This window comes from Methylocystis parvus OBBP, from assembly GCF_027571405.1.
Classification (GTDB): domain Bacteria; phylum Pseudomonadota; class Alphaproteobacteria; order Rhizobiales; family Beijerinckiaceae; genus Methylocystis; species Methylocystis parva.
The window spans coordinates 1,047,236-1,073,848 of sequence record NZ_CP092968.1 but is presented as its reverse complement, the minus strand read 5'-3'; the positions used below and the strand labels follow the sequence as shown (position 1 = coordinate 1,073,848).

General features: G+C 63.7%; 28 protein-coding genes. 15 read left to right on the top strand and 13 right to left on the bottom strand.

From position 1 onward, the window contains the following. Positions 1–27 precede the first annotated feature (27 nt). On the top strand, positions 28–801 hold the full coding sequence (gene cobS, locus MMG94_RS05335; protein WP_016918043.1) for an adenosylcobinamide-GDP ribazoletransferase: 774 nt from the start codon (positions 28–30) through the stop codon (positions 799–801). Between the two features lie 2 nt (positions 802–803). On the opposite strand, the gene dusA is transcribed toward cobS, so the two are convergent. Then, positions 804–1,811 carry a tRNA dihydrouridine(20/20a) synthase DusA gene (gene dusA / locus MMG94_RS05330; protein ID WP_016918042.1) on the bottom strand — a complete coding sequence of 336 codons (1,008 nt, stop codon included), beginning with the start codon at positions 1,809–1,811 and terminating at the stop codon, positions 804–806. 265 nt (positions 1,812–2,076) lie between these two features. Between dusA and MMG94_RS05325 the strand changes: the two genes are divergently transcribed. Continuing rightward, entirely contained in the window at positions 2,077–2,460 is a 384-nt protein-coding gene (locus MMG94_RS05325; protein WP_154420005.1) for a hypothetical protein, read from the top strand. Positions 2,461–2,604: 144 nt separating this feature from the next. Further along, the gene (locus MMG94_RS05320; protein WP_016918040.1) at positions 2,605–3,453 is read left to right on the top strand and encodes a hypothetical protein; all 849 of its coding nucleotides are present in this window, start codon (positions 2,605–2,607) and stop codon (positions 3,451–3,453) included. Here the strand turns inward: MMG94_RS05320 and MMG94_RS05315 are convergent. After that, positions 3,447–3,812, bottom strand: coding sequence for a septal ring lytic transglycosylase RlpA family protein (locus MMG94_RS05315; RefSeq protein ID WP_016918039.1), 366 nt, complete (start codon positions 3,810–3,812; stop codon positions 3,447–3,449). The two genes, MMG94_RS05320 and MMG94_RS05315, sit on opposite strands and share 7 nt — an antisense overlap. A gap of 445 nt (positions 3,813–4,257) precedes the next feature. Between MMG94_RS05315 and MMG94_RS05310 the strand changes: the two genes are divergently transcribed. Beyond that, positions 4,258–4,920: a hypothetical protein gene (locus MMG94_RS05310; RefSeq protein ID WP_051001069.1), complete on the top strand. Its 663-nt coding sequence runs from the start codon at positions 4,258–4,260 to the stop codon at positions 4,918–4,920. Between the two features lie 39 nt (positions 4,921–4,959). Here the strand turns inward: MMG94_RS05310 and MMG94_RS05305 are convergent, their stop codons facing one another. Then, the gene (locus tag MMG94_RS05305; RefSeq protein ID WP_016918037.1) at positions 4,960–5,529 is read right to left on the bottom strand and encodes a hypothetical protein; all 570 of its coding nucleotides are present in this window, start codon (positions 5,527–5,529) and stop codon (positions 4,960–4,962) included. A gap of 354 nt (positions 5,530–5,883) precedes the next feature. Continuing rightward, complete coding sequence (locus tag MMG94_RS05300; RefSeq protein ID WP_016918036.1) at positions 5,884–6,078, bottom strand: hypothetical protein; 195 nt, start codon at positions 6,076–6,078, stop codon at positions 5,884–5,886. 81 nt (positions 6,079–6,159) lie between these two features. Between MMG94_RS05300 and MMG94_RS05295 the strand changes: the two genes are divergently transcribed. Beyond that, positions 6,160–7,326, top strand: a complete 1,167-nt coding sequence (locus MMG94_RS05295) for an AAA family ATPase (RefSeq protein WP_016918035.1) — start codon at positions 6,160–6,162, stop codon at positions 7,324–7,326. Between the two features lie 164 nt (positions 7,327–7,490). Further along, positions 7,491–7,808, top strand: a complete 318-nt coding sequence (locus MMG94_RS05290; RefSeq protein WP_016918034.1) for a GIY-YIG nuclease family protein — start codon at positions 7,491–7,493, stop codon at positions 7,806–7,808. A gap of 208 nt (positions 7,809–8,016) precedes the next feature. On the opposite strand, the gene MMG94_RS05285 is transcribed toward MMG94_RS05290, so the two are convergent. Beyond that, complete coding sequence (locus MMG94_RS05285; protein WP_154420007.1) at positions 8,017–11,748, bottom strand: adenosylcobalamin-dependent ribonucleoside-diphosphate reductase; 3,732 nt, start codon at positions 11,746–11,748, stop codon at positions 8,017–8,019. Between the two features lie 477 nt (positions 11,749–12,225). Next, positions 12,226–12,780, bottom strand: a complete 555-nt coding sequence (locus MMG94_RS05280) for a hypothetical protein (protein WP_016920963.1) — start codon at positions 12,778–12,780, stop codon at positions 12,226–12,228. Between the two features lie 129 nt (positions 12,781–12,909). Here MMG94_RS05280 and olsB point away from each other — a divergent pair, with 129 nt between their 5' ends. Continuing rightward, complete coding sequence (olsB, locus tag MMG94_RS05275; RefSeq protein WP_016920962.1) at positions 12,910–13,800, top strand: l-ornithine N(alpha)-acyltransferase; 891 nt, start codon at positions 12,910–12,912, stop codon at positions 13,798–13,800. Positions 13,801–13,942: 142 nt separating this feature from the next. Here olsB and MMG94_RS05270 read toward each other — a convergent pair whose 3' ends face one another. Further along, entirely contained in the window at positions 13,943–14,767 is an 825-nt protein-coding gene (locus MMG94_RS05270; RefSeq protein WP_016920961.1) for a lysophospholipid acyltransferase family protein, read from the bottom strand. Positions 14,768–14,992: 225 nt separating this feature from the next. Here MMG94_RS05270 and MMG94_RS05265 point away from each other — a divergent pair, with 225 nt between their 5' ends. From MMG94_RS05265 to MMG94_RS05250, 4 genes are all read left to right on the top strand, one after another. After that, positions 14,993–15,943: a hypothetical protein gene (locus MMG94_RS05265; RefSeq protein ID WP_016920960.1), complete on the top strand. Its 951-nt coding sequence runs from the start codon at positions 14,993–14,995 to the stop codon at positions 15,941–15,943. A gap of 110 nt (positions 15,944–16,053) precedes the next feature. After that, positions 16,054–16,605: an SRPBCC family protein gene (locus MMG94_RS05260; protein WP_016920959.1), complete on the top strand. Its 552-nt coding sequence runs from the start codon at positions 16,054–16,056 to the stop codon at positions 16,603–16,605. Positions 16,606–16,673: 68 nt separating this feature from the next. After that, positions 16,674–17,276 (top strand): SRPBCC family protein, encoded by a 603-nt coding sequence (locus MMG94_RS05255; protein WP_016920958.1) that lies wholly within the window; start codon positions 16,674–16,676, stop codon positions 17,274–17,276. A 122-nt stretch (positions 17,277–17,398) separates the two neighbouring features. Beyond that, entirely contained in the window at positions 17,399–18,349 is a 951-nt protein-coding gene (locus MMG94_RS05250) for a YncE family protein (RefSeq protein WP_040579389.1), read from the top strand. A 2-nt stretch (positions 18,350–18,351) separates the two neighbouring features. Here the strand turns inward: MMG94_RS05250 and MMG94_RS05245 are convergent, their stop codons facing one another. Continuing rightward, the gene (locus MMG94_RS05245) at positions 18,352–19,566 is read right to left on the bottom strand and encodes an FAD-dependent oxidoreductase (RefSeq protein WP_016920956.1); all 1,215 of its coding nucleotides are present in this window, start codon (positions 19,564–19,566) and stop codon (positions 18,352–18,354) included. 128 nt (positions 19,567–19,694) lie between these two features. Between MMG94_RS05245 and MMG94_RS05240 the strand changes: the two genes are divergently transcribed. Beyond that, positions 19,695–20,102, top strand: a complete 408-nt coding sequence (locus tag MMG94_RS05240; RefSeq protein ID WP_016920955.1) for an NADH:ubiquinone oxidoreductase subunit NDUFA12 — start codon at positions 19,695–19,697, stop codon at positions 20,100–20,102. 88 nt (positions 20,103–20,190) lie between these two features. Continuing rightward, positions 20,191–20,967, top strand: a complete 777-nt coding sequence (locus MMG94_RS05235; RefSeq protein ID WP_016920954.1) for a DUF2155 domain-containing protein — start codon at positions 20,191–20,193, stop codon at positions 20,965–20,967. A 15-nt stretch (positions 20,968–20,982) separates the two neighbouring features. Here the strand turns inward: MMG94_RS05235 and aat are convergent, their stop codons facing one another. Next, positions 20,983–21,651: a leucyl/phenylalanyl-tRNA--protein transferase gene (aat, locus tag MMG94_RS05230; protein WP_016920953.1), complete on the bottom strand. Its 669-nt coding sequence runs from the start codon at positions 21,649–21,651 to the stop codon at positions 20,983–20,985. Between the two features lie 135 nt (positions 21,652–21,786). Here aat and MMG94_RS05225 point away from each other — a divergent pair, with 135 nt between their 5' ends. Together MMG94_RS05225 and MMG94_RS05220 are read left to right on the top strand one after the other, a co-directional pair. After that, positions 21,787–22,095, top strand: a complete 309-nt coding sequence (locus MMG94_RS05225; RefSeq protein WP_016920952.1) for a hypothetical protein — start codon at positions 21,787–21,789, stop codon at positions 22,093–22,095. A 5-nt stretch (positions 22,096–22,100) separates the two neighbouring features. Continuing rightward, on the top strand, positions 22,101–23,126 hold the full coding sequence (locus tag MMG94_RS05220) for a radical SAM protein (protein ID WP_157212451.1): 1,026 nt from the start codon (positions 22,101–22,103) through the stop codon (positions 23,124–23,126). 5 nt (positions 23,127–23,131) lie between these two features. Here the strand turns inward: MMG94_RS05220 and accC are convergent, their stop codons facing one another. The 4 genes from accC to MMG94_RS05200 all read right to left on the bottom strand — a co-directional run bounded on the left by accC (position 23,132) and on the right by MMG94_RS05200 (position 26,553). Continuing rightward, positions 23,132–24,490 (bottom strand): acetyl-CoA carboxylase biotin carboxylase subunit, encoded by a 1,359-nt coding sequence (gene accC / locus MMG94_RS05215; protein WP_016920950.1) that lies wholly within the window; start codon positions 24,488–24,490, stop codon positions 23,132–23,134. 9 nt (positions 24,491–24,499) lie between these two features. Then, positions 24,500–25,099, bottom strand: a complete 600-nt coding sequence (gene accB, locus MMG94_RS05210; RefSeq protein WP_016920949.1) for an acetyl-CoA carboxylase biotin carboxyl carrier protein — start codon at positions 25,097–25,099, stop codon at positions 24,500–24,502. Between the two features lie 18 nt (positions 25,100–25,117). Further along, a complete protein-coding gene (gene aroQ / locus MMG94_RS05205; RefSeq protein WP_016920948.1) occupies positions 25,118–25,549 on the bottom strand; it encodes a type II 3-dehydroquinate dehydratase in 432 nt (143 codons plus the stop codon). A gap of 203 nt (positions 25,550–25,752) precedes the next feature. Then, complete coding sequence (locus MMG94_RS05200) at positions 25,753–26,553, bottom strand: DsbA family protein (protein WP_040579394.1); 801 nt, start codon at positions 26,551–26,553, stop codon at positions 25,753–25,755. Positions 26,554–26,613 lie beyond the last annotated feature (60 nt).

Genomic DNA, 26,613 nt, shown 5'->3' with positions numbered 1-26,613 from the left:
TCCGGCGCCTTCGTCCAAGACTAAGGCATGGCCTCGACGATTGCGGACGATATCTGCGCCTGCATCAGTTTCTATTCGCGCCTGCCGGTGCGGCCCGGCGCCGACGGATACGCCATGCCCGACTTTGCGCGCGCGAGCTGGGCGGCGCCGATTGCGGGCGCGGCGATCGGAGGGGTCGGCGCCAGCGCGATTCTCATTGGCGCAATTCTGCATCTTCCTCCGTTTGTCGCCGCCACATGCGCGATCGGCGCATTGGCTTTGTCGACGGGCGCCTTGCACGAAGATGGGCTGGCCGACCTCGCCGACGGTTTCGGCGGCGGCGCGACCCGCGATCAGAAACTCTCGATCATGCGCGACAGCCGCCTTGGCGCCTATGGCGCGCTTGCGCTCTGCCTGACGGCGTTTCTTCGCGTTTTCTCGCTCGCGGCTATTTTGCAGCTTGGACCTTGGCGCGCCATGCTCTCGATTGTCGCGGCGTCAGCTTTGTCGCGGGCCGTGGGGCTCATTCCGCTTCTGACATTGTTTCCTGCGCGCAGCGACGGCGCGGGCGCCTCGGCTCGAACGCCGTCGCCCTCCGCGCTGCGTCGCGCGCTCCTTATTGGAGCCGCCATCGCGCTGACGCCCCTATTGGGCGGCGCGACGCTTGCGCAGACTGTCGTTGCGCAGATGGCGGCGCTCGGCGGGGCGTTGGGCGTCTCGAAGCTCGCGGAGCGGCAGATCGGCGGCTATACCGGGGACGTCCTCGGCGCGGCGCAGCAAGCGGCCGAGATTGGCGTCCTCATCGCTTTGTCGGCGATGTGAGGTCAGGCCGCGTCGGCGTCGCGCATACGCGCCATGGCGCTCGTTACTTCGTCGACCGCGCTCGTCAACACGTCCACGCCGGCGTCCGGCCGGACCGCTTCGAGCGCGAGCCTGCGGCGAAAACTTCGCGCGCCCGGAAGACCGGCGAATAGTCCGAGCATATGGCGCGTGATGTTGGAGAGTTTCTCGCCCTTCGCGAGTTCGCGCTCGATATAGGGGATGAACGCTTCGACCGCCATGAAGGCGTCGGCGAGGCGAGGCGCTTCGTCGAAGAATTCGCGGTCGACGGATAGCAGAAGCGTCGGATCGTGATAGGCGGCGCGGCCGACCATGACTCCGTCCAACGCTTCGAGCTGCGCGCGCATCTCCTCGATTGTCGTCAAGCCGCCATTGATGGCGATGGCCGTCTTTGGAAATGCGCGTTTGAGACGATGGACGAGCGCGTAGTCGAGCGGCGGAACATCTCTGTTCTCTTTGGGCGACAAGCCTTTCAACCAGGCCTTGCGGGCATGGACGAACAAGGCGTCGGCGCCGGCCGCGACACATTGCCCGGCGATGTCGAACAGCGCCTGCTCCGGCTCCTGATCATCGACGCCGATCCGGCATTTGACGGTGACGGGAAGCGATACGGCGTCCTTCATCGCCTTCACGCAATCGGCGACGAGGACGGGGCGCAGCATCAGGCAGGCGCCGAAGGCGCCGTTCTGGACTCGGTCCGACGGACAACCGACATTGAGATTGACCTCGCAATAGCCGAAATCCGCAACGACCTTCGACGCTGTCGCAAGATCGGCCGGTTCGGACCCTCCGAGTTGAAAAGCGACCGGATGCTCGAAGGCGTCGTAGCCCATGAGGCGCGCGCGGTCGCCATGGATGACGGCGCCGGTCGTGAGCATTTCGGTATAGAGCCGCGCCCGCCGCGTCAGCAGCCGATGGAAATATCGGCAGTGACGGTCGGTCCAATCCATCATCGGGGCGACGGAAAATCTGATGTCCTGACTGGTGAGCATTCTGATTTGTTCTCGCCCAAGGGGCCGGTGACGCTGTTCGACGTCATGTCGCTATTTCAATTTTCGAAAGCCGCCAAGCGCAGGAGCGATGCGGTGACGGCATGCGGGACGAGCCCACGCTGCGCGTCCCGCGCTAACTAAGCAATACATTTATGTTATCGGAGGCAACGTCTGTATTCTGGGCAAACGTCTGTATTCTGAGCATATGTAGCCTGGGGCCGGTCGGGGGTCTGTAGCGCGCCGTCGACGAATAAAATCTTGCGCATTGAATACGGCTAAGCTTCAATTTTTCGTCTTAAGCCCTGTTGTATTTGATCTTTTTTGTTCTGCGGCGCTAGCCGCCAGTTGTTTGATTCCGGCCAGAAAAGGTGATAATTTTCAGCAAGCTAACGCTTATTACATGGTAAAGATTACGATGGACGAGGAGATTGCAGCTATTTTCGCAGGTCAGACGGCGGCGATCGCGGTCATTTGCGAATTGCTGATAAAAAATGAGCGTTTCCAAAGGGATGAGCTTTGTCATCGGCTTTATGACTTGCTGGAGCGCCGCCGTACCTCCAACAGCAATATGTATAGCGTCGGGCCGATCCGGCATTTGATCGCCATCATTGAGGCGAATGGCGAACGCGAACTGAAATCCGCCGAATAAAGTCCCAGACAGCCGCAGCAAATTCGGGCGATCAAGGCGGTCGCTGGAACGTTCCGGCAACCTGTTTACATTCGATCTTATTGTCAAGTTTACGCTATCGCCGTACCATAACGGCCGGTGTCGTGCCGTGTCCGGCGTTGCGTTATGCGTCTTTCATCTCTTCTTTCTTGCCTGGTTTCATGGGCTGGCGCGGCGTCGCCGGCGTTTGCGGGAGCGTGGCTGTATCCGGAGGGGCAGGGCCAGCTCATTCTCTCCACGACCTTCGCCGACGCCCGGAACGCCTATGACGCAAGCGGGCGACTCATGCGCACGCCGTCCTATCGGAAATTCGAGTCGCAGGCCTATCTCGAACATGGGGTGACGGATTGGCTGACTTTCGTTGCGCAGGGCGGCGCCATGAGCTTTCGGGGCGCCCCGGCGCCCGCCGATCATCTCAATCTGCTGATTGAGGAAGCGAAGGCGGGGCTGCCGCTCACCGTTCAGGCGCCGCCGGGAACGAAATATGAAGGTCTCGGGCTCGGCGCGGCGGGCGTCAGGCTGCGCCTCTTTTCATTCGGCGATTACATATTCTCGGCCGAGGGCAGTCTTCGCGCCGCGTCCGACGAGGCGCGGCGTTTTCTCGACATGCGCGACGCCACGCAAATCGACGCTCGAATCTTGATGGGCCGGGCCTTCGAACTTTTCGGCATGACCGGCTTCGTCGATACGCAATTGGCCATGCGCACGCGTGGCCAGAATGGCGACGAAATCCGGATGGATCTCACCGCCGGCCTCCGCCTATTGGATCGTTGGATGGCGATGGCGCAGAGCTTCTCGGCGATCGCGCCGCGCGGCGGCGTGGCGAGCCTCGTCGCCGCGCAGAAATTTCAGCTTTCCGCCGTCTATGAGCTGACGCCGTCGATCTCGTTGCAGCTTGGCGGCGTAACCGCGCTCAGCGGCGTCAATTCGCCATCCGAGCGCGGGATCGTCGGCGCGCTCTGGTGGCGTTACTGAAGGGCGGGCGTCGCGGCTTCAGCAATGTCCGCAACCGGCTCGACTTTCACATGCGCGACGCCCGCCGAGCGGAAACCCAGCGCGTCGGCGGCATGGGCGGAGACGTCGATGACCCGGCCGCCCGTGAAGGGACCGCGGTCATTGATGGTGACGACGACCGAACGATTGTTTTTGAGGTTGGTGACGCGCACCTTGGAGCCGAAGGGCAGGGTGCGGTGCGCCGCCGTAAAGGCGCCGACATGGCTGCCGCTCGCGGTGCGTCCGCCCAAATTATAGTAGGAAGCCTTGCCCACCCAGCCGGCGTCGGCGCCGCAAGTCAGGCCGATCAGCGCGCCGGCTCCAAGCAAAAACGTCTTCAACAGCACTCTCCTCCGATCGCGCGCAAAGATGCGCGCGGCTAGCGCCGCGACGGGCGCGGCCTCAACCGCGAGCTACTGTGACGCTCAGGCGGAATAAAGGCGGGAGGAGGCGCGCATCGGCGTAGAACAAGTGAATTACGCGCCAATCGAAAAAGCGCGTTTCGAGCTCTGATGATGCATAAGTTCACGGAAATGGTGCGGTATTACATATTTGGATCTACGTTCCGATAGTCCGACTGTTGCAGGATGACAACAGGTCGAGAATAATTCTCTCAATCTCTGTTCGACGTCTTTTCGACTTTCGACGGCCTTCGCTCCCAGGCGGGCGCGTGTTGATTTGCAGCCCGGTCGCTGCATCTACCCCTATCTGGTGAAGCGGCGGCGCTGGACGCGCGCCCGATGCGTCCCCCTCAACCTGCCGCCCTTCCAGATCGAGGAGGCAGTGATGACAATCCATAAATTCAACGCCGTCTGCGCAGCGGCGGCGTTGGCGGCGGCGCTGCTCGCGCAGCCGGGGGGCGCACAAGCGCAGAGGGGCCTTGGCGGCGGCGGCTTTCATGGCGGCGGGTTCGGCGGCGGCTTTGGCGGGGGCGGTTTCCACGGCGGCTTTGGCGGCGGCGCGGCCTTGGGCGGGGGCGGATTTGGAGGCTTCCATGGCGGCGGCTTCGGGGGCGGCGGCTTGAGTTCTGGTTTTGGGGGTTTTCGCGGAGGCGTCGCCGCTCCGATGGGAGGTTTCCGGCCGGGGTGGGCCGGCGGCGGCTGGGGCGGACGACCCTGGGGCGGTTTGGGCTATCGGCGCGTGGGTCTCGGCTGGGGCGGGTGGGGCTGGCGTCGCCCGTTCGGCTATCGTCGCTATTTCGGCGGGGGCTGGGGCTGGCCCTATTACAGCGCCGGGCTCTGGGGCGGCGGTTGGCCCTATTACTATACCGGCTACGAGACCTGCTGGCGGCCGCAGCTGATCCGCACCTATTGGGGCTGGCGGCGCCGCTGGGTGAATATTTGCGGCCCGTGGGGCTATCCTTCCTATGGTTGGGGCGACGGCTGGGGAGGAACCGGCCTTCTCGGCGTCGGCTTGGGTTCGGGTCTCGGATGGGGCGGCTGGTGGTGAAAAGAGACACGCCCTCCCTCGAAGGAGAGGGCGCTTCTTTCACGCCGTCGCGGCGTGGGTGTGCACGTCGTGGCCGCCATTTCGCTGCATGACGTCGATGGCGGCGCGCTCTTTGGCCTCGTCCCAGGCGCGCGCCCAGAGCAGCATCCCTCCATGCTCCATCTGCGCCTTGACCCATGTCGCCTCAGCGGAGCCGATTAATTGGGCGAGCGTCGCGCCGACAAGGCCGCCGCCGCCGCCGAGCACCAGCGCCGCGGCGATGGCGGCGCCGAGGGCTCCGCCCGCCGCGAGGACCATGCCCGCGCCCCCGACCGCGCCGATATAGAAGAGCGCGCCGATGATCCCGGCCTTGGCTTCGTTGCGCGCCTCGGGATCGATGTAAGTCCCGTGCGGCGTGTGCGGATTGGCGCCGAGCGCCTCGGCGGAGAGGCTCTGATCGCCCAGCGCCTCGCGCACGACGGTCTGCGGCGCGAGCACGCTGATGGTCGTCTGGTCGAAGCCGTCGGTGAGGAGATCGTCGATCGCCGACTGCATCTGGTCGAGATTGTCGAAGACGCCAACGACTTCGCGCACTTTGCCGCGTTCTTCCGGCGTAAGCGGTCTTTCCATTGCCTTCCCTCCGCGAGCGCGGCGCGGCCCAACAGCCGTCTCAACAGCGCTCTCGCTTTGTTAAAGGGAGCGCGAGGGGACAAGTTTCAAGGAGCGGGAGAGCGTAGATTTTGAGCGGCGTTTAGCAAGGCCTTGCGGGGCTGGCCGCGGCGTTCACATCCCCAGCGGCGTCGTCCGGAACGTCGGTCAAAAGGCCGTCTATGGGCCGACTGCGTCTTGTCGAGAGGGCGACCGGTCTGCCGCCGGCCTATCGCGCGCTCCCGCTTTGTTAAAGGGAGCGCGATAGGCGGCATTTCAAGGCGGATGCGGCCTTAATCGTGGGGCTTCTCCCGCCAGCGCAGCGGCCATCGCGGCTCACGCCTTCGTTCGAGACGCTCGGGACTTCGTGACCGGGGTCGTGTTCACCGCCTTGTCTCTGGTCTGCATCGTGACAACATATGCGCGGTCGCTGAATTTGCGGTCGTCGCCCTCATCGAAAGGCAGATACGGATTGAACCGATATTTGTTGTCCGGGGCGATGGCTTGCCGCCCCGTCGTGACCTTCGTCATCCTTGTAGCGCCGCCGAACCATGCACATTTGAAGCGCCTATGAAGCTCGGGCGAAACTTCGTCTCGAGAAAGAGGGCGTAGATGAACATTCTCGACATCGTCTCTTCCGCGCTTGCCTCGAACCAGCTTCTCGCCGGCGGCGTCGGCACGCTGGCCTTCGGCTCGCTGATGTATCTACTGCGCGCCGTGCCGGAAAAGACGCTTGAGCTTATCGACAAGACCATGTGGACCAAGGTCTTCGTCGAGAGCATGTCCAATGAATATGGCGACGTCGACGCTTTTATCGAAGGCCGCCGGCTCAACTTTTTCAGCCGTTCGCTCGAGATGAAGGACGGCGGTCTGAAGACGGGCTTCGGCGGCGGGTTCGGCGTCTATGACGGCGTGCTCTTCAAATATTCCAAAACGAAATCCGCGCAGCAGATCACGCCCTTTGAAACGATCGCGATTTCTTTCCTCACGCGCGACCGCGCCATGGTCGAGCGCTTCATGCGCGACTGCAAGCCGGACGAGCACAGGAACTCCATCATTATTTCCATGTATTCGGCAGGCGGAAGCGAAGGCGCGATGCGGCGGCGCAAGCGCGGTCTCGACACCGTCTTCATCGACGACGCGATCAAGGAGCGCCTCGTCTCGCGTCTGCGATGGTTTCAGGGCGCGGAAGAATGGCACGCGGCGCGCGGCATTCCGTGGAAGCTCGGCATTGTGCTGCACGGCCCGCCCGGCACGGGTAAGACGAGCCTCATCCATGCGCTCGCCTCCGACTTCGGCTTCGACATTAAATATGTGAAGTCGCTGCACGGCCTCGGCGCGGCGTTCAAGACGGGGACGAAGAACGACCTCTTCGTGATCGAGGATATCGACACGATTGCGAGCGGCCTGAACCGCAACGGGACGCGGGAGATCGCCATCGACGGCGGCGCGCCGCGCGGCTCGCCGCTGCATGAAATCCTGAATTCCATGGACGGCATGCAGACGCCGGACGGGCTGAAATTCATCGTGACGACGAACCATCTCGACCGGCTCGACCCGGCGATCGTGCGGCCGGGGCGGATCGATGAGGTGATCGAGGTCGGGCCGCTGTCGCTCGAGTGCGCGCGGGCGATGTTCCGGGCGTTTTACGGACGCGAGGGGATTGCGGGCTACGCGCCACGCACGGGGGCGGAGTTGCAGCGGATGTTTTCGACGATGCGCGCGGAGGAGGCGGAGGGGGAGTTGGGACGCGTGGAGAGGGTGAGGGAGGTGGCGTGAGTCCATCACTGGTGACGGCGCCTCGCCCTTCGAGACGCCTGCTTTGCAGGCTCCTCAGGGTGAGGGCCTTGTGTTAGGCGGTTGATTTAAGAAGCTTTTGAAGCGCCAACAAGCAATCCTCATTGGAGCGCCTAACGGGCGCGTCTCGAAGGACGAGGATTGCGATGCCGATCGAGGGCGCAAGCGTTTACATCCTTCTTTGCGCCGACGGCAGTTATTATACTGGTCTGACGCGCAAGGACGTCGAAACGAGGGTCAGCGAGCACAACCTCGGGATCAACGCCGACTATACGACGCGGCGGCGGCCTGTGAACCTCGTCTGGTCTGCTCACTATGCGCAATTGACGGACGCGATTGCGACTGAGCGCCAGGTCAAAGGCTGGAGCCGTGTGAAAAAAGAAGCGCTGATCAGGGGAGACTACGACGCCTTGCCGGCGCTCGCGGCGCGGCGGCAGAAGAAGGGTGGCGCGCCTTCGGGCTAATGATCACGGCCCCTCGTCCTTCGAGACGCGCGCTGCGCGCGCTCCTCAGGATGAGGGGCCTTGCATTGTCGTTGAGGCCAATTCTCAAATCTCAGCGTTTTTAGGGCGTTAGCAAGCAATCCTCATCCTGAGGAGCGCCCGAAGGGCGCGTCTCGAAGGACGAGGATTGCGTTGGCGGTCATGTGCTCACGCGAGGAATGCTGCGCCCTCAGCTGCATCCCGTCGTCGACCCACACGTCTCGCACTTCAAACACGTCCCGTTCCGCACCAGCGTGAAATTCGCGCACTCAGGACAAGCCTCGCCGACATAGCCCTTCATCCGCGCTTCGGCGCGTTTTTCCGCGACGCCTTGCACCGTCTTGGTGGGCTCGGTCCAGCCGAGTTGCGAGAGCGCTTCGACCGTCTCTTCGCGGGTCACGACGTCCGGCGTCTCGCGCAAAGCGACGGCGCCGCCATGCACGACCATCAGCTTGTCGGTCTTGGAGCGAAGCAGACCGCGCGAGACGATGCTGTTGGCTTCCGGCGCCTTGCCTTCGGTCTCGCCCTTGCCGAGCACGGTGTGGCCGATGTCGTCGGGCGATACATGGGCGAGGTCGTTGCGGCCGAGATAGGAGACGGCGAGCTCGCGGAATACATAGTCGAGGATCGACGTCGCGTTCTTGATCGCGTCATTGCCCTGCACCGGGCCCGCGGGCTCGAAGCGGGTAAAGGTGAAGGCGTCGACATATTCCTCTAACGGCACGCCATATTGCAGGCCGAGCGAGATGGCGATGGCGAAATTGTTCATCAAGGAGCGGAAGGCGGCGCCTTCCTTGTGCATGTCGATGAAGATCTCGCCGATGCGACCGTCGGCATATTCGCCCGTGCGGAGATACACCTTGTGGCCGCCGACCGCCGCCTTCTGCGTATAGCCCTTACGGCGGTCGGGGAGCTTCTCGCGCTCGCGCACCACCTGATGAATGACGCGCTCGACAATGCGTTCGGCGACCTGCGCGGCGCGCGCCGGCATGTTTTGCGCGACGAGCTCCTCGATCTTGTCATCCTCATCGTCGTCGCCCTGAATGAGCTGCGCCGACAAAGGCTGCGAGAGTTTGGAGCCGTCGCGATAGAGCGCATTGGCCTTCAGCGCGAGGCGCCAGGAGAGCATATAGGCCTGCTCGCAATCCTCGACCGTCGCGTCGTTCGGCATGTTGATGGTCTTGGAGATCGCGCCCGAAATGAAGGGCTGCGCCGCCGCCATCATGCGGATATGCGAGTCGACCGAGAGATAGCGCTTGCCCGTGCGCCCGCACGGATTGGCGCAATCGAAGACGGCATAGTGCTCGCCCTTGAGGAAAGGCGCGCCCTCCAATGTCATGGCGCCGCAGGCGTGAACATTCGCGGCTTCGATCTCCTGTTTCGAGAAGCCGAGATGGGTCAGGAGATCGAAATTGCGGTCTTCGAGTTGCTCAGGGCTAACCTTCAGCACGCCGGTGAGGAAGTCCTGACCGAGCGTCCATTTGTTGAAGACGAATTTGATGTCGAAGGCGCTCGGTAAAGCAGCCTCGACCGCGGCCAGCTTCTCGTCCGTGAAGCCGCGCGAACGCAGCGAGGCGGTGTTGATCCCCGGCGCATTGGCGAGCGAGGCGTGGCCGACGGCGTAGGCTTCGATCTCGGCGATCTCGCTTTCGCGATAGCCGAGCGCGCGCAGGCCCTCCGGCACGGCCCGGTTGACGATCTTGAGATAGCCGCCGCCCGCGAGCTTCTTGAACTTCACCAGGGCGAAGTCGGGCTCGATGCCGGTCGTGTCGCAATCCATCACGAGGCCGATCGTGCCCGTGGGCGCGACGACGGTCACCTGCGCGTTGCGATAGCCATAGAGCTCGCCTTGCGAAAGCGCCTTGTCCCAGGCCAATGCCGCGCGCGCCATGAGGGCCGCATCGGGGCAGGCGGCGGCGTCGAGCGGCACGGGCGTGACGTGCAGGGTCTCATATCCCGAGCGCTCGCCATGCGCCGCGCGGCGATGGTTGCGGATGACGCGCAGCATCGCCTCACGATTTTCCATGAAGCGCGCGAAGGGGCCGCGCTCTTTCGCCATCTCGGCGGAGGTCGCGTAGCAGACGCCCGTCATGATCGCGGACAAAGCGCCCGCAATGGCGCGGCCGGCTTCGCTGTCATAGGCGACGCCGGACGACATCAGCAGGCCGCCGACATTGGCGTAGCCAAGGCCGAGCGTGCGGTAGTCGTAGGAGAGCTGCGCAATTTCCTTTGACGGAAACTGCGCCATCAGCACCGAGATTTCGAGCACGACGGTCCATAGCCGCACGGCGTGCTCATAGGAGTCGATGTCGAACCCCCACCCTGACCCTCCCCCTTGCAGGGGGAGGGAATTAGCGGCGCCCTTGCTCCCTCCCCCTGTAAGGGGGAGGGTTGGGGTGGGGGTCCCTGCAAGGGAGAGTGTGGGGGTCTTGAACTGCAACAGGTTCAGCGAGGCGAGGTTACAGGCCGTGTCGTCCAGGAACATATATTCCGAGCACGGATTGGAGGCCCGAATCTCGCCGCCCGCCGGGCAGGTGTGCCAGTCATTGATGGTCGTGTGGAACTGGATGCCCGGATCGGCCGAGGCCCAGGCGGCGTAGCCGATCTTGTCCCACAGCTCGCGGGCCTTGACCGTCTTCGACACCTTGCCGTCGAGGCGCTTGACAAGACTCCAGTCGCCGCCGGTCTCGACAGCGTTGAGGAAGTCGTCCGTCACGCGCACGGAATTGTTCGAGTTCTGGCCCGAGACGGTGAGATAGGCCTCGCTGTCCCAGTCCGTATCGTAAGTATCGAACTGGATGTCCTTGAAGCCCTGCTTGGCGAACTGGACGATGCGCTTGATGAGATTGTCGGAGACCTCGTCCCGGCGCGCGAGCTTGATCTCGCGTTTCAGCGCCGGGTTCTTCTCCGGATTGAAGCAATCGTCGCCCGAGCCCTCGCAATTCACGCAGGCGCGCATGATGGCTTTGAGATGCTTCTTGACGATCCTGGAGCCGGCGACGAGAGAGGCGACCTTTTCTTCTTCCTTCACCTTCCATTCGATGAAGGCTTCGATATCGGGATGGTCGATGTCGACGACGACCATCTTCGCCGCGCGGCGCGTGGTGCCGCCCGACTTGATCGCGCCCGCCGCGCGGTCGCCGATCTTGAGGAAGGACATGAGGCCCGAGGAGGAGCCGCCGCCCGAAAGCTTCTCCTTCTCGCCGCGAAGCTTCGAGAAATTAGTGCCGGTGCCGGAGCCGTATTTGAACAGGCGCGCCTCGCGCACCCACAGATCCATGATGCCGCCGTCATTGACGAGGTCGTCCTCGATCGACTGGATGAAACAGGCGTGCGGCTGCGGATGCTCGTAGGAGGACTTCGACTTCACCATCCTGCCATTGGCGTAGTCGACGTAGAAATGGCCCTGGCTCGGCCCGTCGACGCCATAGGCCCAATGCAGGCCGGTGTTGAACCATTGCGGCGAATTGGGCGCCGCCATCTGCATGGCGAGCATGTAGCGCAATTCGTCGGAGAAGGCCTGCGCGTCCTCCTCCGCATCGAAATAGCCGCCCTTCCAGCCCCAATAGGCCCAGGCGCCGGCGAGGCGGTCGAAGACCTGCTTGGCCGAGATTTCGGAGCCGTGGCGCTGATCCTTCGGCAGCTCCGAGAGCGCTTCCGTATCCGCGACCGACCGCCACAGGAAGGAGGGGATCGAGTTTTCTTCGACCTTCTTCACCCGCGCGGGGACGCCCGCCTTGCGGAAATATTTCTGCGCGAGCACGTCGCAGGCCACCTGGCTCCACTGGGCCGGGACCTCGATATTGTCGAGCGAAAACACCACGGATCCGTCGGGATTGCGGATCTCGCTCTTGGCCGTGCGGAACTCGATCGACGCGTAAGGAGACTCGCCCGCCTTGGTGTGCCGCCGCTCGATTTTCATGCCCGTCAATCTCCTTTAGGCGCGAGCAAAGGCTCGCGCGCGGCCGTCCGCCGGCCAAACGACGCAGATGTTCGCCAATCCGAACTCGAAAATGGCGCGGCCTCGCTCCGCGGCCGAACGGCCGGCAAAGCTGCACGCCGGATACGAGGATTACGCCCAAGCAAAATAACGCCTCTGGCCGGCTTGCGCCGGAGACGGGCCGACATCGGGGAGAGTGTCCGCCGCCGCGTCATGATCTTGTGCCTCCACACTGCGCGAGTCTGAAGAGATCGTCAAGATATTGTGTCAGATATTAACAACACAACAATATGTGGAGAAAATGGTGGATATTGGGGACAAGTCCAGTGTTTCCGCCGCTGAAAGCTCGACGAAATGGCGAGATTCGGCAAGCGCGCATTTTTGGCGGCCGGCGCCTAATTTACGGACGCCGATACGGGCCGGCCAAATCGCGTCGGCTCCCCCGCGCGTCGAGTCCCGCTATTTGCAATTCGCCTCCGGGACGGGCTGGAGTAGGAAGGCGTGGTTCTCGGCGTTGGAGGGGCTGAGATAAAGGAAGGACGCCCGGTCCATAGGGCCGAGCAGTTCCAGGCGCTCCCGGACGGTCACGAGCAGCCCCTCGGGCTTTTGCGTCAGCGCGAAAGAGCCCGAATCGGTCATGGAGAGGCGGCAGTCGCGTACGCCATCCTCCTTGGTCTTGCACAGGCGCCTCTCCTCGGCGGAGAGCGCCGCGTTGCAGGCGAGGCCGACGCGCTCCCAATAGCAGGCGCCCACGGTGCTGAAGGAGGTTTGGCCCGACCACATGGCGAGCGTCGCGTCCGCAAGGATCGGCTGCGTTTCGCCCGGCGTCCGCGGCACGGCGGTCTTTGTAACCGAGAGCGTGACGCGGCGGACGATCTGCCCGGGATGCGCCTTCAGCCAGGCCGCGTCGTATAGGCGCGCATAGCAGCCAGCGAGGGGGACGATCTCTTCCGCCCGGACCGGCGCGACAGAAAAGAGGAACCCCGCAGCCAGACCAATGCGCGCCAAACTCATCTACGCCCTCCCGACGATTCGCGCGGGAAACTAAAGCGCTCTTGCGCCCAAGTCACCGGTCGGGCGCGTCACAAAAGCTTTGTGGAATCGTGATGAACAATTTTCCGTGGATGCGGAGAACCAATGCGGATGTGGACTAGCCACGCGGACCTTGGCCGGACAATCGCCGCCCTGACCAACCTCCAGCCGCCGTCGCCCCATAAAACGACGCTCGGCGAGACGCTGGGCCGCCTCGGGGCATTGGAGGCGCGTCTGGCCCGCGGCAAGGGCGAAATCCGCAAGGCGCAGCGCCTGCGCTATGAGGTCTTCTATAAGGAAGGCGGCGCGATTCCGGACGCCAAGACCGCATTTACGCGCCGGGACGCGGATAAATTCGACAAATATTGCGATCATCTGATCGTCATCGACCATGATTGGAAGAACAAGCGCGGCAAGACGAGGCCGAAGATCGTCGGCGCCTACCGTCTGCTGCGCGGCGACATGGCGCAGAAGGCCGGCGGCTTCTATTCGGCGGGCGAATACGACATTGCGCCGCTGCTCGCGCGTCACGCGGGCAAGCGCATTCTCGAACTCGGGCGCTCCTGCGTTCTCGAGTCGCATCGCAGCAAGCGCACGATCGAACTGCTCTGGCGCGGCCTTCTCGCCTATATCCGGGCGCACAAGATCGACGTGATGATCGGCTGCGCGAGCTTTCCGGGCGTGAGCCCGCTCGCCCATGCGCAGGCGCTGAGCTATCTCGCGCATTACGCCGGCGCACAGGGCGAATGGAAAGTGAAGGCGAAGAACGATCTCTATCTGCCGATGGCGATGATCTCCAAGGATGCGCTCGACGCCAAGGAGGCGAAGGACGCGCTGTCGCCGCTCATCAAGGGCTATCTGCGGCTCGGCGCACGCTTCGGCGACGGCGCCGTGGTGGACATAAAATTCAACACGACGGACGTTTTCGTCGTGATGCCCGTCGCGCAGATGAGCCAGCGCTATATCGACTATTTCAGCGGCGTGGAGCGGCACGCGGCGTAAGGCGGCGCATCCCAATTCCGTCATTGCGAGGAGCATATGCGAAGTCGGGTATGCCCGACTTTGAGAAAATGCGACGAAGCAATTCAGGACGACGACGCGGCGCCGAATTGCGTCGCTTCGCTCGCAATGACGGCCGCAAGCTTCAAGTCCTCATCTTCGTCAATTTCGCACGCACCTGCGCCTCCGTCTCGTTTGCGAGCCGTTTGCGATCCTTTCCTCCCGCATCCGTCGCCTCGCAGAAGGCGATGCGGCACTCCACGCCGCCGCGTTTCATCAGGCTCCAAAGATGCGGGAGGAAAGTCATGTCGCCATACCAGCCGACATCGATGGCCTGCGCGCCGTCCATATAGGAAATGGCGACGGGCGTCACCGCCAGGACGCCGTCGAAATTTTGTATCGCGTCGAAATGCGCGGGCTTGAAAGGCAGCACGGCGGCGCCGTCGCTCGACGTCCCTTCGGGAAACACCACGATATCGCGCCCTTTGCGCAACGCGTTGCAAAGCGCGGCGTTGACCGCCGGAATGTCCTTTCGCGAACTGCGCGGCACGAAGACCGTGCCCTGCAGCCGCGCAAGAAAGCCGAGAACGGGCCAATGCGCGACTTCGCTCTTCGCCAGAAAGGTGAGCGGATAAAGGCTCGCCAGCGCGATGATGTCGGTCCAGGAGACGTGATTGGCGACGACAAAGCGCGGGCCTCGGGCGGGCAGGGCGCCGATCGGCGTCACCTTGATCCCGATCGCCGCGCAGACCGCGCGGCAAAAGCTCGTCTGAATCCTGTGCTGAACGGCCCAGTCGCGCCGCCGGGCGAGGGCCTGAACGGGAACGAGAAAGACGAAGGCGCCGACAAGCGCGGCGACGAAGGCGAGAGCGCGAAAATAGGGCATGGTCGGCAGATGGCGGCTCTGTGAGACGCAGTTGTGACAGAGACGACGGACGCGCGGCGTTTTGAGGCGATGCGCGCGAAGCAATCAGTCCGCGAAGCAATCAGTCATTGACAGCGCATGCAAACAATCCCAACGTCACGGACGTTGTCGCTACGAAACCATTTCGGCTCAACCGCGAGGGAGGGCTCACATGTCCGCCAAACCTAAGCCACAGGATATCAGAGGTCCGCGGCCGCCGGGGCCGCCGGATCCAATGCCTCTCCCGACGCCGCACCCTCTGTCTTAGTCGACGCGCGCAAGCGAGGGGCGATGTCGGAACTACTCAAGAGCGTTTGGGCGAGCTTGTACGCTTGGGCGTTCCCGAGCGCCGTCGCCATCGCCTATTATGCCCTTCTCATCTATCCGGAGGCGCTGTCGCTGCACAAATATGCGCCGACCGAATTCGAGATCGATACGAAAGTCGCCTATTTGGGGCTGACCGCGATGATCGCCACCTGCCTCGCGGCGCTTCGGACCCCGCTTTATCGCATACTCGAAGGATATCTGCTCTGGCCGCGATGGCTCAAGGCGGCGGGCGTGAAACGGCATTTGCGCATCAAAAGAGCTTTCGACGCCGCGGTACGAGCCGGAGGATCCGGATGGCCTTTTGGCTTGACGCTCGAAGACTATGCCCGCTACCCGATGCGGGACGATCAGATCGTTCCCTCCAAGTTCGGAAACGCCATCAGGGCGTTCGAGACATATGGGAAAACCCGCTTCAATCTCGATTCCCAAACGCTGTGGCACGAGCTTTACGCCGTCGCTCCCAAATATATTCAACAGAAGATCGAGCAGGCTCAGTCATCCGTCGATTTTTTCGTGGCCGGCGTTTTTCTGAGCCTGTTTCTCGCGGTCGCGACCGTCGTCACCGGCGTCTTGGAGGATTACGACAGGACGATATTCATTCTGGCCGCGCCTCCGCTTTTCGTGGCGTTTCTTTCTCACTGGATCGCGATAAGGGCGACGGATGAATGGGCTTACTCCGTTCAGGCGCTCGTCAATATTGGTCGGGTCAAGCTTGCGGATAGCCTCGGCCTGTCTTTGCCGGAGACCCTCGCCGAAGAGCGGGAGATGTGGGGCCTGGCCACGAAATTCGTCTATTTCGCCGACGCCGATGCGGGAGCCGGCCTCAATCGGTTTCGGCGCAAGAGCCTGGCGCCCGCCGACGGGGAAGCTTGCGCCGAAGACGAGCCGGAAGCTGAAACTCCGACCGAAGATTGACCTGCAGCCGATCTTTACGGCGCGCCCTTGACGCCGCCGCTTCCGGCGCCCTTATGTGCGGGACCGCCCCGAAGAGGCGGCCCAGGTGAGGTTCCCCAGGAGATATTCCCATGTCCTTTGTGATTGCGCGCCGCGCTGTCGTCGTTGCGGCCCTGTCGCTCGTTTCCGCCGGGCTCGTCATGGCCCCGGCCGTCGCGCACGGCCCCTCGCGCCAGAAGGTCGTCGAGAAGGTCGAGATCAATGCGCCGGCCGACAAGGTGTGGGAAGTCGTCGGCAATTTTCAGGACATGAGCTGGCTCCCGCCCGTCGCCAAGACGGAAGGAACGGGCGGAAACGACAAGGGCGCGAAGCGCAAACTGACGCTCAAGAATGGCGGCGTGATCGACGAGTCGCTCGAATCCTACGACGCGGCCGGCAAGTCGATCAAATACCGTATCGACAATGTCGACGTGAAAGTCCTGCCGGTGAACAATTACTCCGCGACGATCTCCGTGAAGGATGTCGGCGGCAAGGCTGAGGTCGAGTGGAAGGGCGCTTTCTATCGCGGCTTCATGAACAACGACCCGCCGCCGGAACTCTCCGACGAAGCCGCGCTCAAGGCTGTGACCGACATCTACAAGTCCGGCCTCGCGTCGCTAAAGACGAAGGTCGAAGGCAAGTAATCGCGGCGCAGGAAATCTAATCGCGGCGCAGGAAATCTCAGCGCGAGAGGGGCGCCGGGAGGATCGATATGTCCAGCCTGTCGCGCCGCGCCGCGCTTTTCGCGCTGGCGGCGCTCTCCCCTCTGGCCTCGGCCCTCGCGGCCGGCGCCGAGCCGCCGGTTCCCGGGCCGATTGCTCCTGGCCCTAATTCCTGGGCCGCGCATGGCGCGGCCCCGCTCAAATCCGTCGAGACGATCCTGATCGACGCGCCGCCGGAGAAGGTCTGGGCGGTCATTGGCGATTTCGCCCATTATGACTGGCTGCCTGGCGTCCTGCGCGTGGAGGCGAGCGGCGGCGATATGCCGGGGCAGGGCAGGCGCAAGCTCGTAATGGCCGATGGCGGGACTATCGAAGAGACGCTCGTCAAATGGGAGCCCGAGCGCATGACGCTTGCCTTCCATCGCGACCATGACGACGTCAAGCGCCTGCCTGCGATCAACTATATGACGCATGTGACGGCCAAGCCCGCCGAAGGCGGCAAGACGCTCGCCGAATGGAAGGGCCGCTTCTATCGCGGCCACCCTTTCAACGACCCGCCGCCCGGCCTCGACGACGATGCGGCGCTCGCCGCCGTGACGAAGCTGCACAAGGCGAATCTTGCGGCCTTGAAGGCGCGGGTGGAGGGGAAGTGAGACGCGCGCCCTCCCTGTCCCTCCCCGGCTTCGCGGGAGAGGGGACGCTCACGATCCACGCTCTCGCTGACGGCCGGAAAACGCCCCCTGTCCCGCTTGCGGAGGAGGGTTGGGGAGGGCGCTTGCGCCTGCGAGGCCTGCGCTCCCTTGTAGCGTCGCTTGCGCTCTTTTTGGCGTCCCCCGCCGTCGCCGACGAAGCTTTCGTCACCTCCCAGGGCGTCGACGCTCTCGACATTATCGACGCCGCGACCATGCAGCCGCTCGCTCGCTTGCCCATCAGCGGCAAGCCGGCCGGCGTCGCGGTGAGCCGCGACGGCGCGCGCGCCTATGTCACGAGTCCGGAGGGGAAATTTCTTTCCGTCATCGACGCCAAGGCGCGCAAGGTCGAACGGCGGATCGCGATCGAAGGCGGCCCGCTTGGCGTCGCCGTCGCGCCCGACGGGCGCCATGTCTATGTCGCCGATCTTTACGGCCGCCGGCTGGTCGAGATCGATCCGGAGAAGGGCGAAATGCGCAGCGTCGGCGTCGGCGCCATGGCGTCGGGCGTCGCCGTGGCGCCGGACGGCAAGACGATTCTCGTCGCGGATCGAGACGACAACGCGGTCTCCGTGATCGCGGCCGCGACCTTCCAGCGCGTCGCGACGATCCCCGTCGGCCGGCACCCTTTCGGCGTCGCGATCGACGCGGCCGGCGCGCGCGCCTACACGGCCGACGTCGAGTCCGACACGGTCAGCATTATCGACATCGCGGGCCGCAAGCGCCTTGCGGCGCTGAAGACCGGCAGCCGTCCCTATACGGTCGCGCTCGCTGGCGGGCGCATTTTCGTCGCCAATCAGCACGCCGAAAGCGTCAGCGTCTTCGACGCCGCAACGCTCTCCCCCATCGGGACCGTCAAGGTCGGCGAATATCCCGAGGGGGTCGCTGCGAGCCCGGACGGAAGACGAGTTTACGTTGCGAACTGGTTCTCCAACGAGCTTTGGGCGATCGACGCGGCGTCGCTCGCGATCCTCGGCAAGGCCGAAACGGGCGACGGCCCGCGCGCCTTCGGCGCCTTCATCCGACCGTCGCAGTGACGTTATTTCGCGACATGCTCCGGGCGCAGGCCAATGCCCATGACCCGCGCCGGAATGCGCCGCAGGAAGGGAATGGCGTCGAAAAGGCGTAAGGCGAGCGGGGGCGCGAATGGCTTGTCCGACGCGAGCGCATTCGCGATGACGCGGCTTTGGATCGCAAGCTGTATTCGCTGCGTCGCTTTGGCTGGGAATTCACGGCGCTTTTGAACCGCGGCGAGATCGCTCTCCGTCAAAGTTCCCGCGCGCAGCTTGGCCCCCAACAGATTGGCGGTCGCGACGGCGTCCTGTATTGCGAGATTCACGCCGACGCCGCCGACGGGCGACATGGCGTGGGCGGCGTCGCCGATGCAAAGCAGGCCGGGGCGGCTCCATTTCGTCAGCCGGTTGACCTGCACGGTCAGGAGGTGGACCTGATCCCACATATCGATCGCTCCGACCCTGTCGGCGAGGAAGGGCAGGGCGCCCGAGAGCGCGGCGCGGAACGATTCCAGTCCGGCCTGGCGCGCGGCCGCCGCACCGCCTTTCGGGATGAGCCAGCCGATCTGCCAATAGTCGCCGCGGTCGATCATGACGATCATGCGGCCCGAGGCGATGCGCCCGAAGCTCTGGCCCGGATCGTCGGCCTTGCGCGGCAGTCTGAACCAGAAAACGTCCATCGGCGCGCCGAAATCCTCGAGCGGGAGCTGCGCCTCCGGACGCAATGTCGAGCCTCGTCCGTCCGCCGCGACGACGAGGTTGGCCTTGATCCCGATCGCGCCCTCCGGCGCGGCCGCCGTGACGCCGACGACTCGATCGCCCTCCCAAATGAGCTGTTCAGCGGCTGTCCGCATCATCAGGCGGAAATTGGAGAGCGTCCGCGCCTTGCTCGCGATGAAGTCGAGAAAATCCCATTGCGGCATGAGCGCAATGAAATTGCAGGGCTTCGGCAGGCTGCCGAAATCCGCGAAAGCGTAGTTCCGATCCCCGATCCAGGCGCCGATCTCATAGGCTTTCTGGTGCGGCAGACGCAGAAACTCCTCGAGGAGGCCGAGCTCCTGCATGATTCTGAGGGTCGAGGGATGGATCGTATCGCCCCGGAAATCGCGCAGAAAGTCCGCGTGCTTCTCGATCACGACGACATCGACGCCCGCGCGAGCGAGCAGAAAGCCGGCCATCAGACCGGCCGGACCGCCGCCGACGACGCAGCATTGGCATTGGACGCGAGAGGCTTCGACCATATACGGCCCTTTCGTGTTGACAAATTTTCGGTCTATGCTTCCCGAAGCCGGAGGGGCCTCGGAAACGCTGGACACCAGACCCCGCCGCCGCCATAAGGGGCGCAATCAGACCAGACGCCGGAGCCAGTATGTCCGTCATCACCCGATTCTTCACCTGGTGGAACAAGGCGACCCTCTCCACGGGGTTGTGGACGATGCTTTATGGCGAGCGCGTGGGGACGGACGAGTTCGGCAATGTCTATTACCGCCGTCGCGGCGGCAAGAAGGACAAGGCGTTGGGCTTCGAGCGCCGCTGGGTGATCTTCAACGGCTATTGCGAGGGCTCCGCCATTCCGCAGGGATGGTACGGCTGGCTGCATCACACGGTGGACACGCCGCCGACGCAGGAAAATTACGTCCGCAGGGAATGGGAGCTGCCGCATCAGCCGAATATGACCGGCACGCCGCTGGCCTATCGGCCGCCGGGATCGCAGCTCTCGACCGGCGAGCGCACGCCGGCGGGCGGCGATTATGTGGCGTGGCGGCCGGAGGGCTGATCCCGCGCCTCCATGGAAACGCCTTTCTTGCCTGTTTAAGTTGCTTCAGCGTTTTCCTCTGGCCGCCGGGTAGCGGCGCGGTGACTCGATGACCTTATTCCTTCGTTACGGACTGGCGCTCGGCGCTTTCGCGGCTGCTCTTTCCGGCGTGGCCGCCGCCGATCCGATCCGCCACCCGACGGCGGTCTTCGCCGGTCTCGACAAGACGACCGGCCGCATCATCAATTTCGACGTCGCGATCGACGAGACCGTGCAGTTCGGCTCTTTGAACGTGACGCCGCGCGTCTGCAACACCCGCCCCCAGACCGAAGCCCCGCAGACGACGAGCTTCGTCGAGGTCGACGAGATCGCCGTGAAACAGGAGCGGCAGGCGAAGCTGGAGCTGAAGGAAGCGAAAGCCGACGCCAAGCCCGACCTGAAGCAGGAGGCAAAGCGCATCTTCTCCGGCTGGATGTTCGCCGCGAGCCCCGGCCTGCATGGCGTCGAGCATCCGGTCTATGACGTCTGGCTGGTCGATTGTAAGGGCGGCAAGGAGAACGCGCCGCCGCCGGTCGCCACCGCCGAGACTCCTGCGGCTCCCGTCGACGGTTCGGCCGCGCCCGCGCCGGAACCGGGCAAGAAAAAGAAGTCGCGCAAGGTCGAGCCCAAAGCCCCGGCGCCCGTCGAGAACGCCCCCATCGGTCCGGCTGACGCCGCGCCGCCGCAGCCCGCTCTCGACGCCGCTCCGGCGCCTGACGGCGGCGCGGCGGGAGAGGCCCCGGCCCAGCCCGCGCCCGCCAAGAAAAAGAGGAAGAAGCCTGCGGCGAACGCGCCCGCGGCGACCCCCGTCGATCCTCCCTCCGGCGGCGGCTTGCTTCCGTTCTAGGAAGCCGGCCGCTCGCTAATCTTCCAGCGCCGCGAGCGCCTGGCGGCCGGGGACCCTGTCCTCCGGCTTCCAGACGTCGAACTTCGCCACCACGCAAAGCGCTTCCTCCAGCGCCCGGTGATAGGCTTCGCGCGAAATCTCAATCGCGCCCAGCGAGGCGAGATGCGAGGTCATGAACTGGGTGTCGAGGAGCTGGAAGCCCCCGGCGCGCAGTCGCGCGACCAGATGCGCAAGCGCCACTTTTGAGGCGTCGCGCTCGCGATGGAACATGCTCTCGCCGAAAAACGCGCCGCGCAGCGCGACGCCATAAAGGCCGCCGACGAGCTGGCCGTCGCGCCGGCATTCGACCGTATGGGCGAAGCCCGTGTCGAACAGCTCGCGGTACAGCCGCCGGATTTCGTCGTTGATCCACGTCTTTTCGCGATCCGGCGCAGGAGCGGCGCAGGCGTTGATCACCGCGTCGAAATCCCGATCGACGGCGACCTCGAAGCGGTCGGAGCGGACCGTCTTCGCCAGGGAACGCGAGACGATGAAAGTATCGAGCGGAAAGATCGCGCGCTTTTCGGGATCGACCCAGAAAAGCTGATCGTCCTCGGCGCTCTCCGCCATGGGAAAGAGGCCGATGGAATAAGCGCGCAGCAGGAGCTGCGGCGTAATAGCGTAGGGCGCGCCGGGCTTGGACATGCTTGAAAGGATAGCGACGCTTTCAAATTGCGCCAGCCCCTATGTGAATAGCCCTTTTGTCTTGCGCCCTTGCGAAAACAAATATGTTGAGCTAGCCTCGAAGCGTTTTTGACGAAGAGAAATTGGGAGAATGCTATGCCTGCTACGATCAAGGCCGGTTTGGCCGCCCGTCTCGCCTCCTTCAATGTCTCTGATGCGCGCATCGCCGAATTGAGCAAGGCGGTCCAGAAAGACGGTCTCTCTATCAAGAACTTCGACGTCTGCTCCCACGGAATATGCGTGGATTACTTCACGACGGATATAGACAGCGTCGCCAAGCTCGTGAAGGAAGGTAAGTTCAAGGGAATTGAGATTTTTCCTTGGGGCATCGTCAATCCTGACCTCTTCCATGTGAAGGTTGGCCTCGACGTGCCGGAACTCGCTGGTCGCGTCGCTCAGCGCTGACGCGCGTGGCCTCGGGAGACGCGCCGGGAAGGTCAGGCTTCCTCCCGGCGCGCACCATTCATCTACATCCGACGCGGCTCTGCAATCTGACGTGCCGGCACTGCTACAGCCATTCCTCGCCACATCGAAGGTCGCACCTCGATCTGGCGACGTTACTCCGGGCGCTAGCGGCGCTTAGGGGCGAAGGCTATGAGCAGTTGAGCGTCTCGGGCGGCGAGCCGCTTCTTTATCCTCGCCTCGACGCGTTGGTTTCAGCGGCGCAGGACCAAGGATATCGCCTAAGCCTCATCACAAACGGCTCGACAATCACGCCAGCTAACGTCCCGCTGCTCGCTTCGCTCGATTTTGTCGCGGTCAGCGTGGACGGGCGCGAGCCGTTGCATAATCAAATTCGAGGTCAGAAAGACGCCTTCGCCCGCACCATGCGCGGGTTGAGGCGATTGCGCGAAGCTGGCGCTCGTTTCGCGATCATTTTTGCGGCCACGCGCCAATCTCTCGTGGATATCGTTCCGGTCGCTGAAATAGCGATGCAGCATGGCGCCGTCGCGCTGCATCTCAGACCGCTTGTCTTGACTGGACGGGCTGCGGCGAATTGTGGGGATCTCGGCTTGCGCCAAACCGATCTTGATCGCCTGTTTCTTATCGCGCATGCGTTACGTCACGAATTGGGCAAGGAACTCGCAATTCAGTTGGATCTCGTGCCAGCGTCAGCCGCACTAGCTAATCGTTGCGCCTATCGCGCCCTTGCGGAGAACAGCGATGGCCCGCTTTCGGATTTGATCAATCCTCTCGTCATTTCCGCCGACGGCGTGGCGAAGCCGTTGACCTACGATTTCCCGGCAGCATATGACATTTGTACGATCGATGATCTATGTGTCGCGGGGCGCGGCGCAATTGTCCCTGAGCGGCTCAATGCCTTTCGCATAACAATGCTCGATGCTCTCGGAAAGCTCGATCCGGAAGCTGGATTGCTTGACTGGTTTTTTTATCTAACTGGCTGCGCCGCCGCTTCCGAGAAAGCAACGGCGTGACTTCGTCAGAACCCCGGCTCGATGCCGCCCGTCGCCAGGAAGTGCTCCAGCCAGTGAATGTCGTAGACGCCGTTCTGCACGTCCGAGTTACGCACCAGCGTGCGGAAGAGCGGCAGGGTCGTGTCGATGCCGTCGACAATGAATTCGTCGAGCGAGCGGCGCAGGCGCATCAGCGCCTCGGTGCGGTTGCGGCCATGCACGATCAGCTTGCCGATCAGCGAGTCGTAATTCGGCGGAATGGCGTAGCCCTGATAGACCGCTGAATCGACGCGCACGCCGACGCCGCCGGGCGGATGATAATAGGCGATGCGGCCGGGCGAGGGACGGAAGGTCAGCGGATGCTCGGCGTTGACGCGGCATTCGATCGCGTGGCCGTAGAACTGGATGTCTTCCTGTTTCATGGAGAGCGGCGAGCCCGCCGCGACGCGGATCTGCTCGCAGACGAGATCGACGCCGGTGATCGACTCGGTCACCGGATGTTCGACCTGAATGCGCGTGTTCATCTCGATGAAATAGAACTCGCCATTCTCGTAAAGGAATTCGATGGTGCCCGCGCCGGCGTATTGCAGCTCCCGCATCGCCTTGGCGCAGGTCTCGCCAATCTCGCGGCGCTGCGCGTCGTTCAGAGCGGGGGAAGGGCTCTCCTCGAAGACCTTCTGATGGCGGCGCTGCAAAGAACAGTCGCGCTCGCCGAGGTGAATGGCTTCGCCCTTGCCGTCGCCAAAGACCTGAATTTCAATATGGCGCGGCTTTTCGAGATATTTCTCGACATAGACCGTGTCGTCGCCGAACGCGGCTTTCGCTTCCGTGCGCGCCGTCGCCATGGCGACGCCGAGATCATGCGCGTCATGCGCGACCTTCATGCCGCGCCCGCCGCCGCCCGAAGCCGCCTTCACCAGAACGGGAAAGCCGATCTTCTGCGCGACCTTCAGAGCCTCCTTTTCCGAGAGCACGGGCCCGTCGGAGCCCGGCACGCAGGGAATGCCGAGGCGCTTCGCGGTCGCCTTCGCCTCGATCTTGTCGCCCATGAGACGGATATGCTCCGACTTGGGGCCGATGAAGGTGATGTTGTGCTCTTCCAGAATTTCGGCGAAGCGGGCGTTCTCGGACAGAAAGCCGTAACCCGGATGCACGGCGTCGGCGCCGGTGATCTCGCAGGCGGACAGGAGCGACGGGATGTTGAGATAGGATTCGCGCGCGGCCGGCGGCCCGATGCAGACCGACTCGTCGGCGAGCTTCACATGCATGGCGTCGGCGTCGGCGGTGGAGTGCACGGCGACGGTGGCGATGCCGAGCTCTTTCGCCGCGCGGAGAATGCGAAGCGCGATTTCGCCGCGATTGGCGATGAGAATCTTGTCGAACATCAGCGAACCTTATTCGATCACGAGGAGCGGTTCGCCATATTCGACCGGCTGTCCGTCTTCGACGATGATGGCGGTGACGACGCCGGATTTCGGTGCGACGATGTCGTTGAAGGTCTTCATCGCCTCGATCAGCAACAGCTTGTCGCCAGCGGAAACGCGCGCGCCGATCTCGACGAAAGGCTTGGAGTCCGGATTGGGACGCAGATAAGCGGTGCCGACCATCGGGGATTTCACTGCGCCCGGATGATCCGCCAGCGACTCTTCCGCCTCAGGCGCGGGGGCAGGTTTGGCGGCGGCCGGCGCCGGGATGGACGCGGGCGCATGGATCTGGGCGGGCGCCGGCGCATAAGCCTGCGGAGCGGCCGGCGCGGCGATCGTCACCGTCGCGGGAACAGGCGCGGGCGCCGGCGTACGGGCGGCGCGAATGCGCAGATCGCCCTTCTCGATTTCGAATTCGGTCAGATCGCTCTCGGCGACAAGCCCGGCGATGGTGCGCAGCAGCGCGAGGTCGATGAGCGGCGTGGTCGCGGGGGCGGAGCGAGAGGCGGGGGCGGCGGCCGAAGCGCGGCCGCGCGAGGCTTTAGAAGGCGTTTGAGCTTTGCGCGCCATTTGTCTTCCAGGTCTTTCTCAGATGTTTTCGAGAACGGCCTCGAGGGCCAGAAAATATGAGAGCGGGCCGAAGCCCGCGATGACGCCCCGCGCCGCCGGGGAAATATAGGAGTGATGCCGGAAGCTCTCCCGCGCATGCACATTCGAGAGATGCACTTCGATCACCGACGCCTGAGCGCCCTTGATGGCGTCGTAGAGCGCGATCGACGTATGCGTGAAGGCTCCCGCATTGAGGATGACCGGCGCGCCCGCCTGACCCGCCTCCTGTATCCAGGTGACGAGGTCGCCCTCATGGTTCGACTGTTTGAAGACGAGCGAAACGCCTTTGGCCGCGCAACGCTCGTCGAGCTTCGCGCGGATGTCGTCGAGCGTCGCGGTTCCGTAGATGCCGGGCTCGCGCTTGCCGAGGAGATTGAGGTTGGGACCGTTGAGCACGTGTACGACCGACATTGCGTTCCCGAACGATCAGATTCCTCAATAGCGCGACGCGCTTTCTCTCTTAGCCTTATTAGCGCCGCAAAGAAAGAGCGCGGGGCGCCGCCTGCAAGGGGGGACGCCATACGGAGCCGCGTCGAGCCTGCGACGCCGGCCGGTTTGACTCGACTTCGGGCGGCTGCGATGCGCGGGACGTCGACGCGCCCGGCGTTGGCGCGTCAGCAGCTCGTCTTGCCGCATTTATGCATATTGTCGACCTTGGCCTTGAGCTGGGCGAAGGGAAGCCCGCCGACAATCGCCTCCTTGCCGATGACCCAGGACGGCGTGCCGTCGAACTTCAACTGTTCGGCCAGCGTGGCGACTTCCTTGAGGGCGGCTTGCGTCTCGGGGCTGTTGGAATCCTTCTCGAGGCGGTCCATATCGGCGCCGACTTCCTTCGCCGCGGCGACGGCCTGAGCCTTGCCGATATGACCTCGGGTCGACAGCAGCTTCTTGTGGAATTCCCAGAATTTGGCGGGCGAAAGCTGCATGCGGGCGGCGGTGGCGACATGCGCCGTTTCGACGGAGTCGGCGCCGAGGATCGGGAAATCCTTCAGCACGACGCGCAGCTTGGGATCGCTTTCGATGAGCTTCGAGACGGAAGCGAGCGACTGCTTGCAGTAGCCGCAATTGTAATCGAAGAATTCGACGAGCGTGACCTCGCCGTCCGGATTGCCCACGACCGCCTGGTTGGCGGAATGGGCGATCTTGTCGCCATTCTCGTTGACCGCTTTTTCACGCGATGCGAGCTCCGCCGCTTCTTCGCGCTTCTTGAGTTCGTCGATCGCCTCGCGGATCACTTCGGGGTTGGTGATCAGATAATCGTGGATGACCTTCTGTATCCCGGCCTTCTGCTGATCCGTGAAGACGTCGCTTGCGACGGAGGGCGTCGCGGCGGCGGAGGTCGCGCCGGCAAGGGCGCCCGCGAGCGCGAGAACGCGCCAGGAAACGAGGGCGGCCAGGGACAGGGAGCGGCGCATCTTTTTCTCCTTCACGCGCGTGATTTTGGCTTGGAGCGCTTTTAACAGACGGTCGCGGCG

Bases quoted from the DNA above. Each gene is read 5' to 3' on its own strand.
- olsB (WP_016920962.1), top strand. From the start codon at position 12,910: ATGTGGACTAGCCACGCGGACCTTGGCCGGACAATCGCCGCCCTGACC.
- MMG94_RS05305 (WP_016918037.1), bottom strand. From the start codon at position 5,529: ATGGAAAGACCGCTTACGCCGGAAGAACGCGGCAAAGTGCGCGAAGTC.
- aroQ (WP_016920948.1), bottom strand. From the start codon at position 25,549: ATGTCGGTCGTACACGTGCTCAACGGTCCCAACCTCAATCTCCTCGGC.
- MMG94_RS05255 (WP_016920958.1), top strand. From the start codon at position 16,674: ATGTCCAGCCTGTCGCGCCGCGCCGCGCTTTTCGCGCTGGCGGCGCTC.
- MMG94_RS05280 (WP_016920963.1), bottom strand. From the start codon at position 12,780: ATGAGTTTGGCGCGCATTGGTCTGGCTGCGGGGTTCCTCTTTTCTGTC.
- cobS (WP_016918043.1), top strand. From the start codon at position 28: ATGGCCTCGACGATTGCGGACGATATCTGCGCCTGCATCAGTTTCTAT.
- MMG94_RS05320 (WP_016918040.1), top strand. From the start codon at position 2,605: ATGCGTCTTTCATCTCTTCTTTCTTGCCTGGTTTCATGGGCTGGCGCG.
- dusA (WP_016918042.1), bottom strand. From the start codon at position 1,811: ATGCTCACCAGTCAGGACATCAGATTTTCCGTCGCCCCGATGATGGAT.
- MMG94_RS05295 (WP_016918035.1), top strand. From the start codon at position 6,160: ATGAACATTCTCGACATCGTCTCTTCCGCGCTTGCCTCGAACCAGCTT.
- MMG94_RS05265 (WP_016920960.1), top strand. From the start codon at position 14,993: ATGTCGGAACTACTCAAGAGCGTTTGGGCGAGCTTGTACGCTTGGGCG.
- MMG94_RS05290 (WP_016918034.1), top strand. From the start codon at position 7,491: ATGCCGATCGAGGGCGCAAGCGTTTACATCCTTCTTTGCGCCGACGGC.
- accC (WP_016920950.1), bottom strand. From the start codon at position 24,490: ATGTTCGACAAGATTCTCATCGCCAATCGCGGCGAAATCGCGCTTCGC.
- MMG94_RS05200 (WP_040579394.1), bottom strand. From the start codon at position 26,553: ATGCGCCGCTCCCTGTCCCTGGCCGCCCTCGTTTCCTGGCGCGTTCTC.
- MMG94_RS05225 (WP_016920952.1), top strand. From the start codon at position 21,787: ATGCCTGCTACGATCAAGGCCGGTTTGGCCGCCCGTCTCGCCTCCTTC.
- MMG94_RS05260 (WP_016920959.1), top strand. From the start codon at position 16,054: ATGTCCTTTGTGATTGCGCGCCGCGCTGTCGTCGTTGCGGCCCTGTCG.
- MMG94_RS05285 (WP_154420007.1), bottom strand. From the start codon at position 11,748: ATGAAAATCGAGCGGCGGCACACCAAGGCGGGCGAGTCTCCTTACGCG.
- MMG94_RS05240 (WP_016920955.1), top strand. From the start codon at position 19,695: ATGTCCGTCATCACCCGATTCTTCACCTGGTGGAACAAGGCGACCCTC.
- accB (WP_016920949.1), bottom strand. From the start codon at position 25,099: ATGGCGCGCAAAGCTCAAACGCCTTCTAAAGCCTCGCGCGGCCGCGCT.
- aat (WP_016920953.1), bottom strand. From the start codon at position 21,651: ATGTCCAAGCCCGGCGCGCCCTACGCTATTACGCCGCAGCTCCTGCTG.
- MMG94_RS05245 (WP_016920956.1), bottom strand. From the start codon at position 19,566: ATGGTCGAAGCCTCTCGCGTCCAATGCCAATGCTGCGTCGTCGGCGGC.
- MMG94_RS05235 (WP_016920954.1), top strand. From the start codon at position 20,191: ATGACCTTATTCCTTCGTTACGGACTGGCGCTCGGCGCTTTCGCGGCT.
- MMG94_RS05300 (WP_016918036.1), bottom strand. From the start codon at position 6,078: ATGACGAAGGTCACGACGGGGCGGCAAGCCATCGCCCCGGACAACAAA.
- MMG94_RS05310 (WP_051001069.1), top strand. From the start codon at position 4,258: ATGACAATCCATAAATTCAACGCCGTCTGCGCAGCGGCGGCGTTGGCG.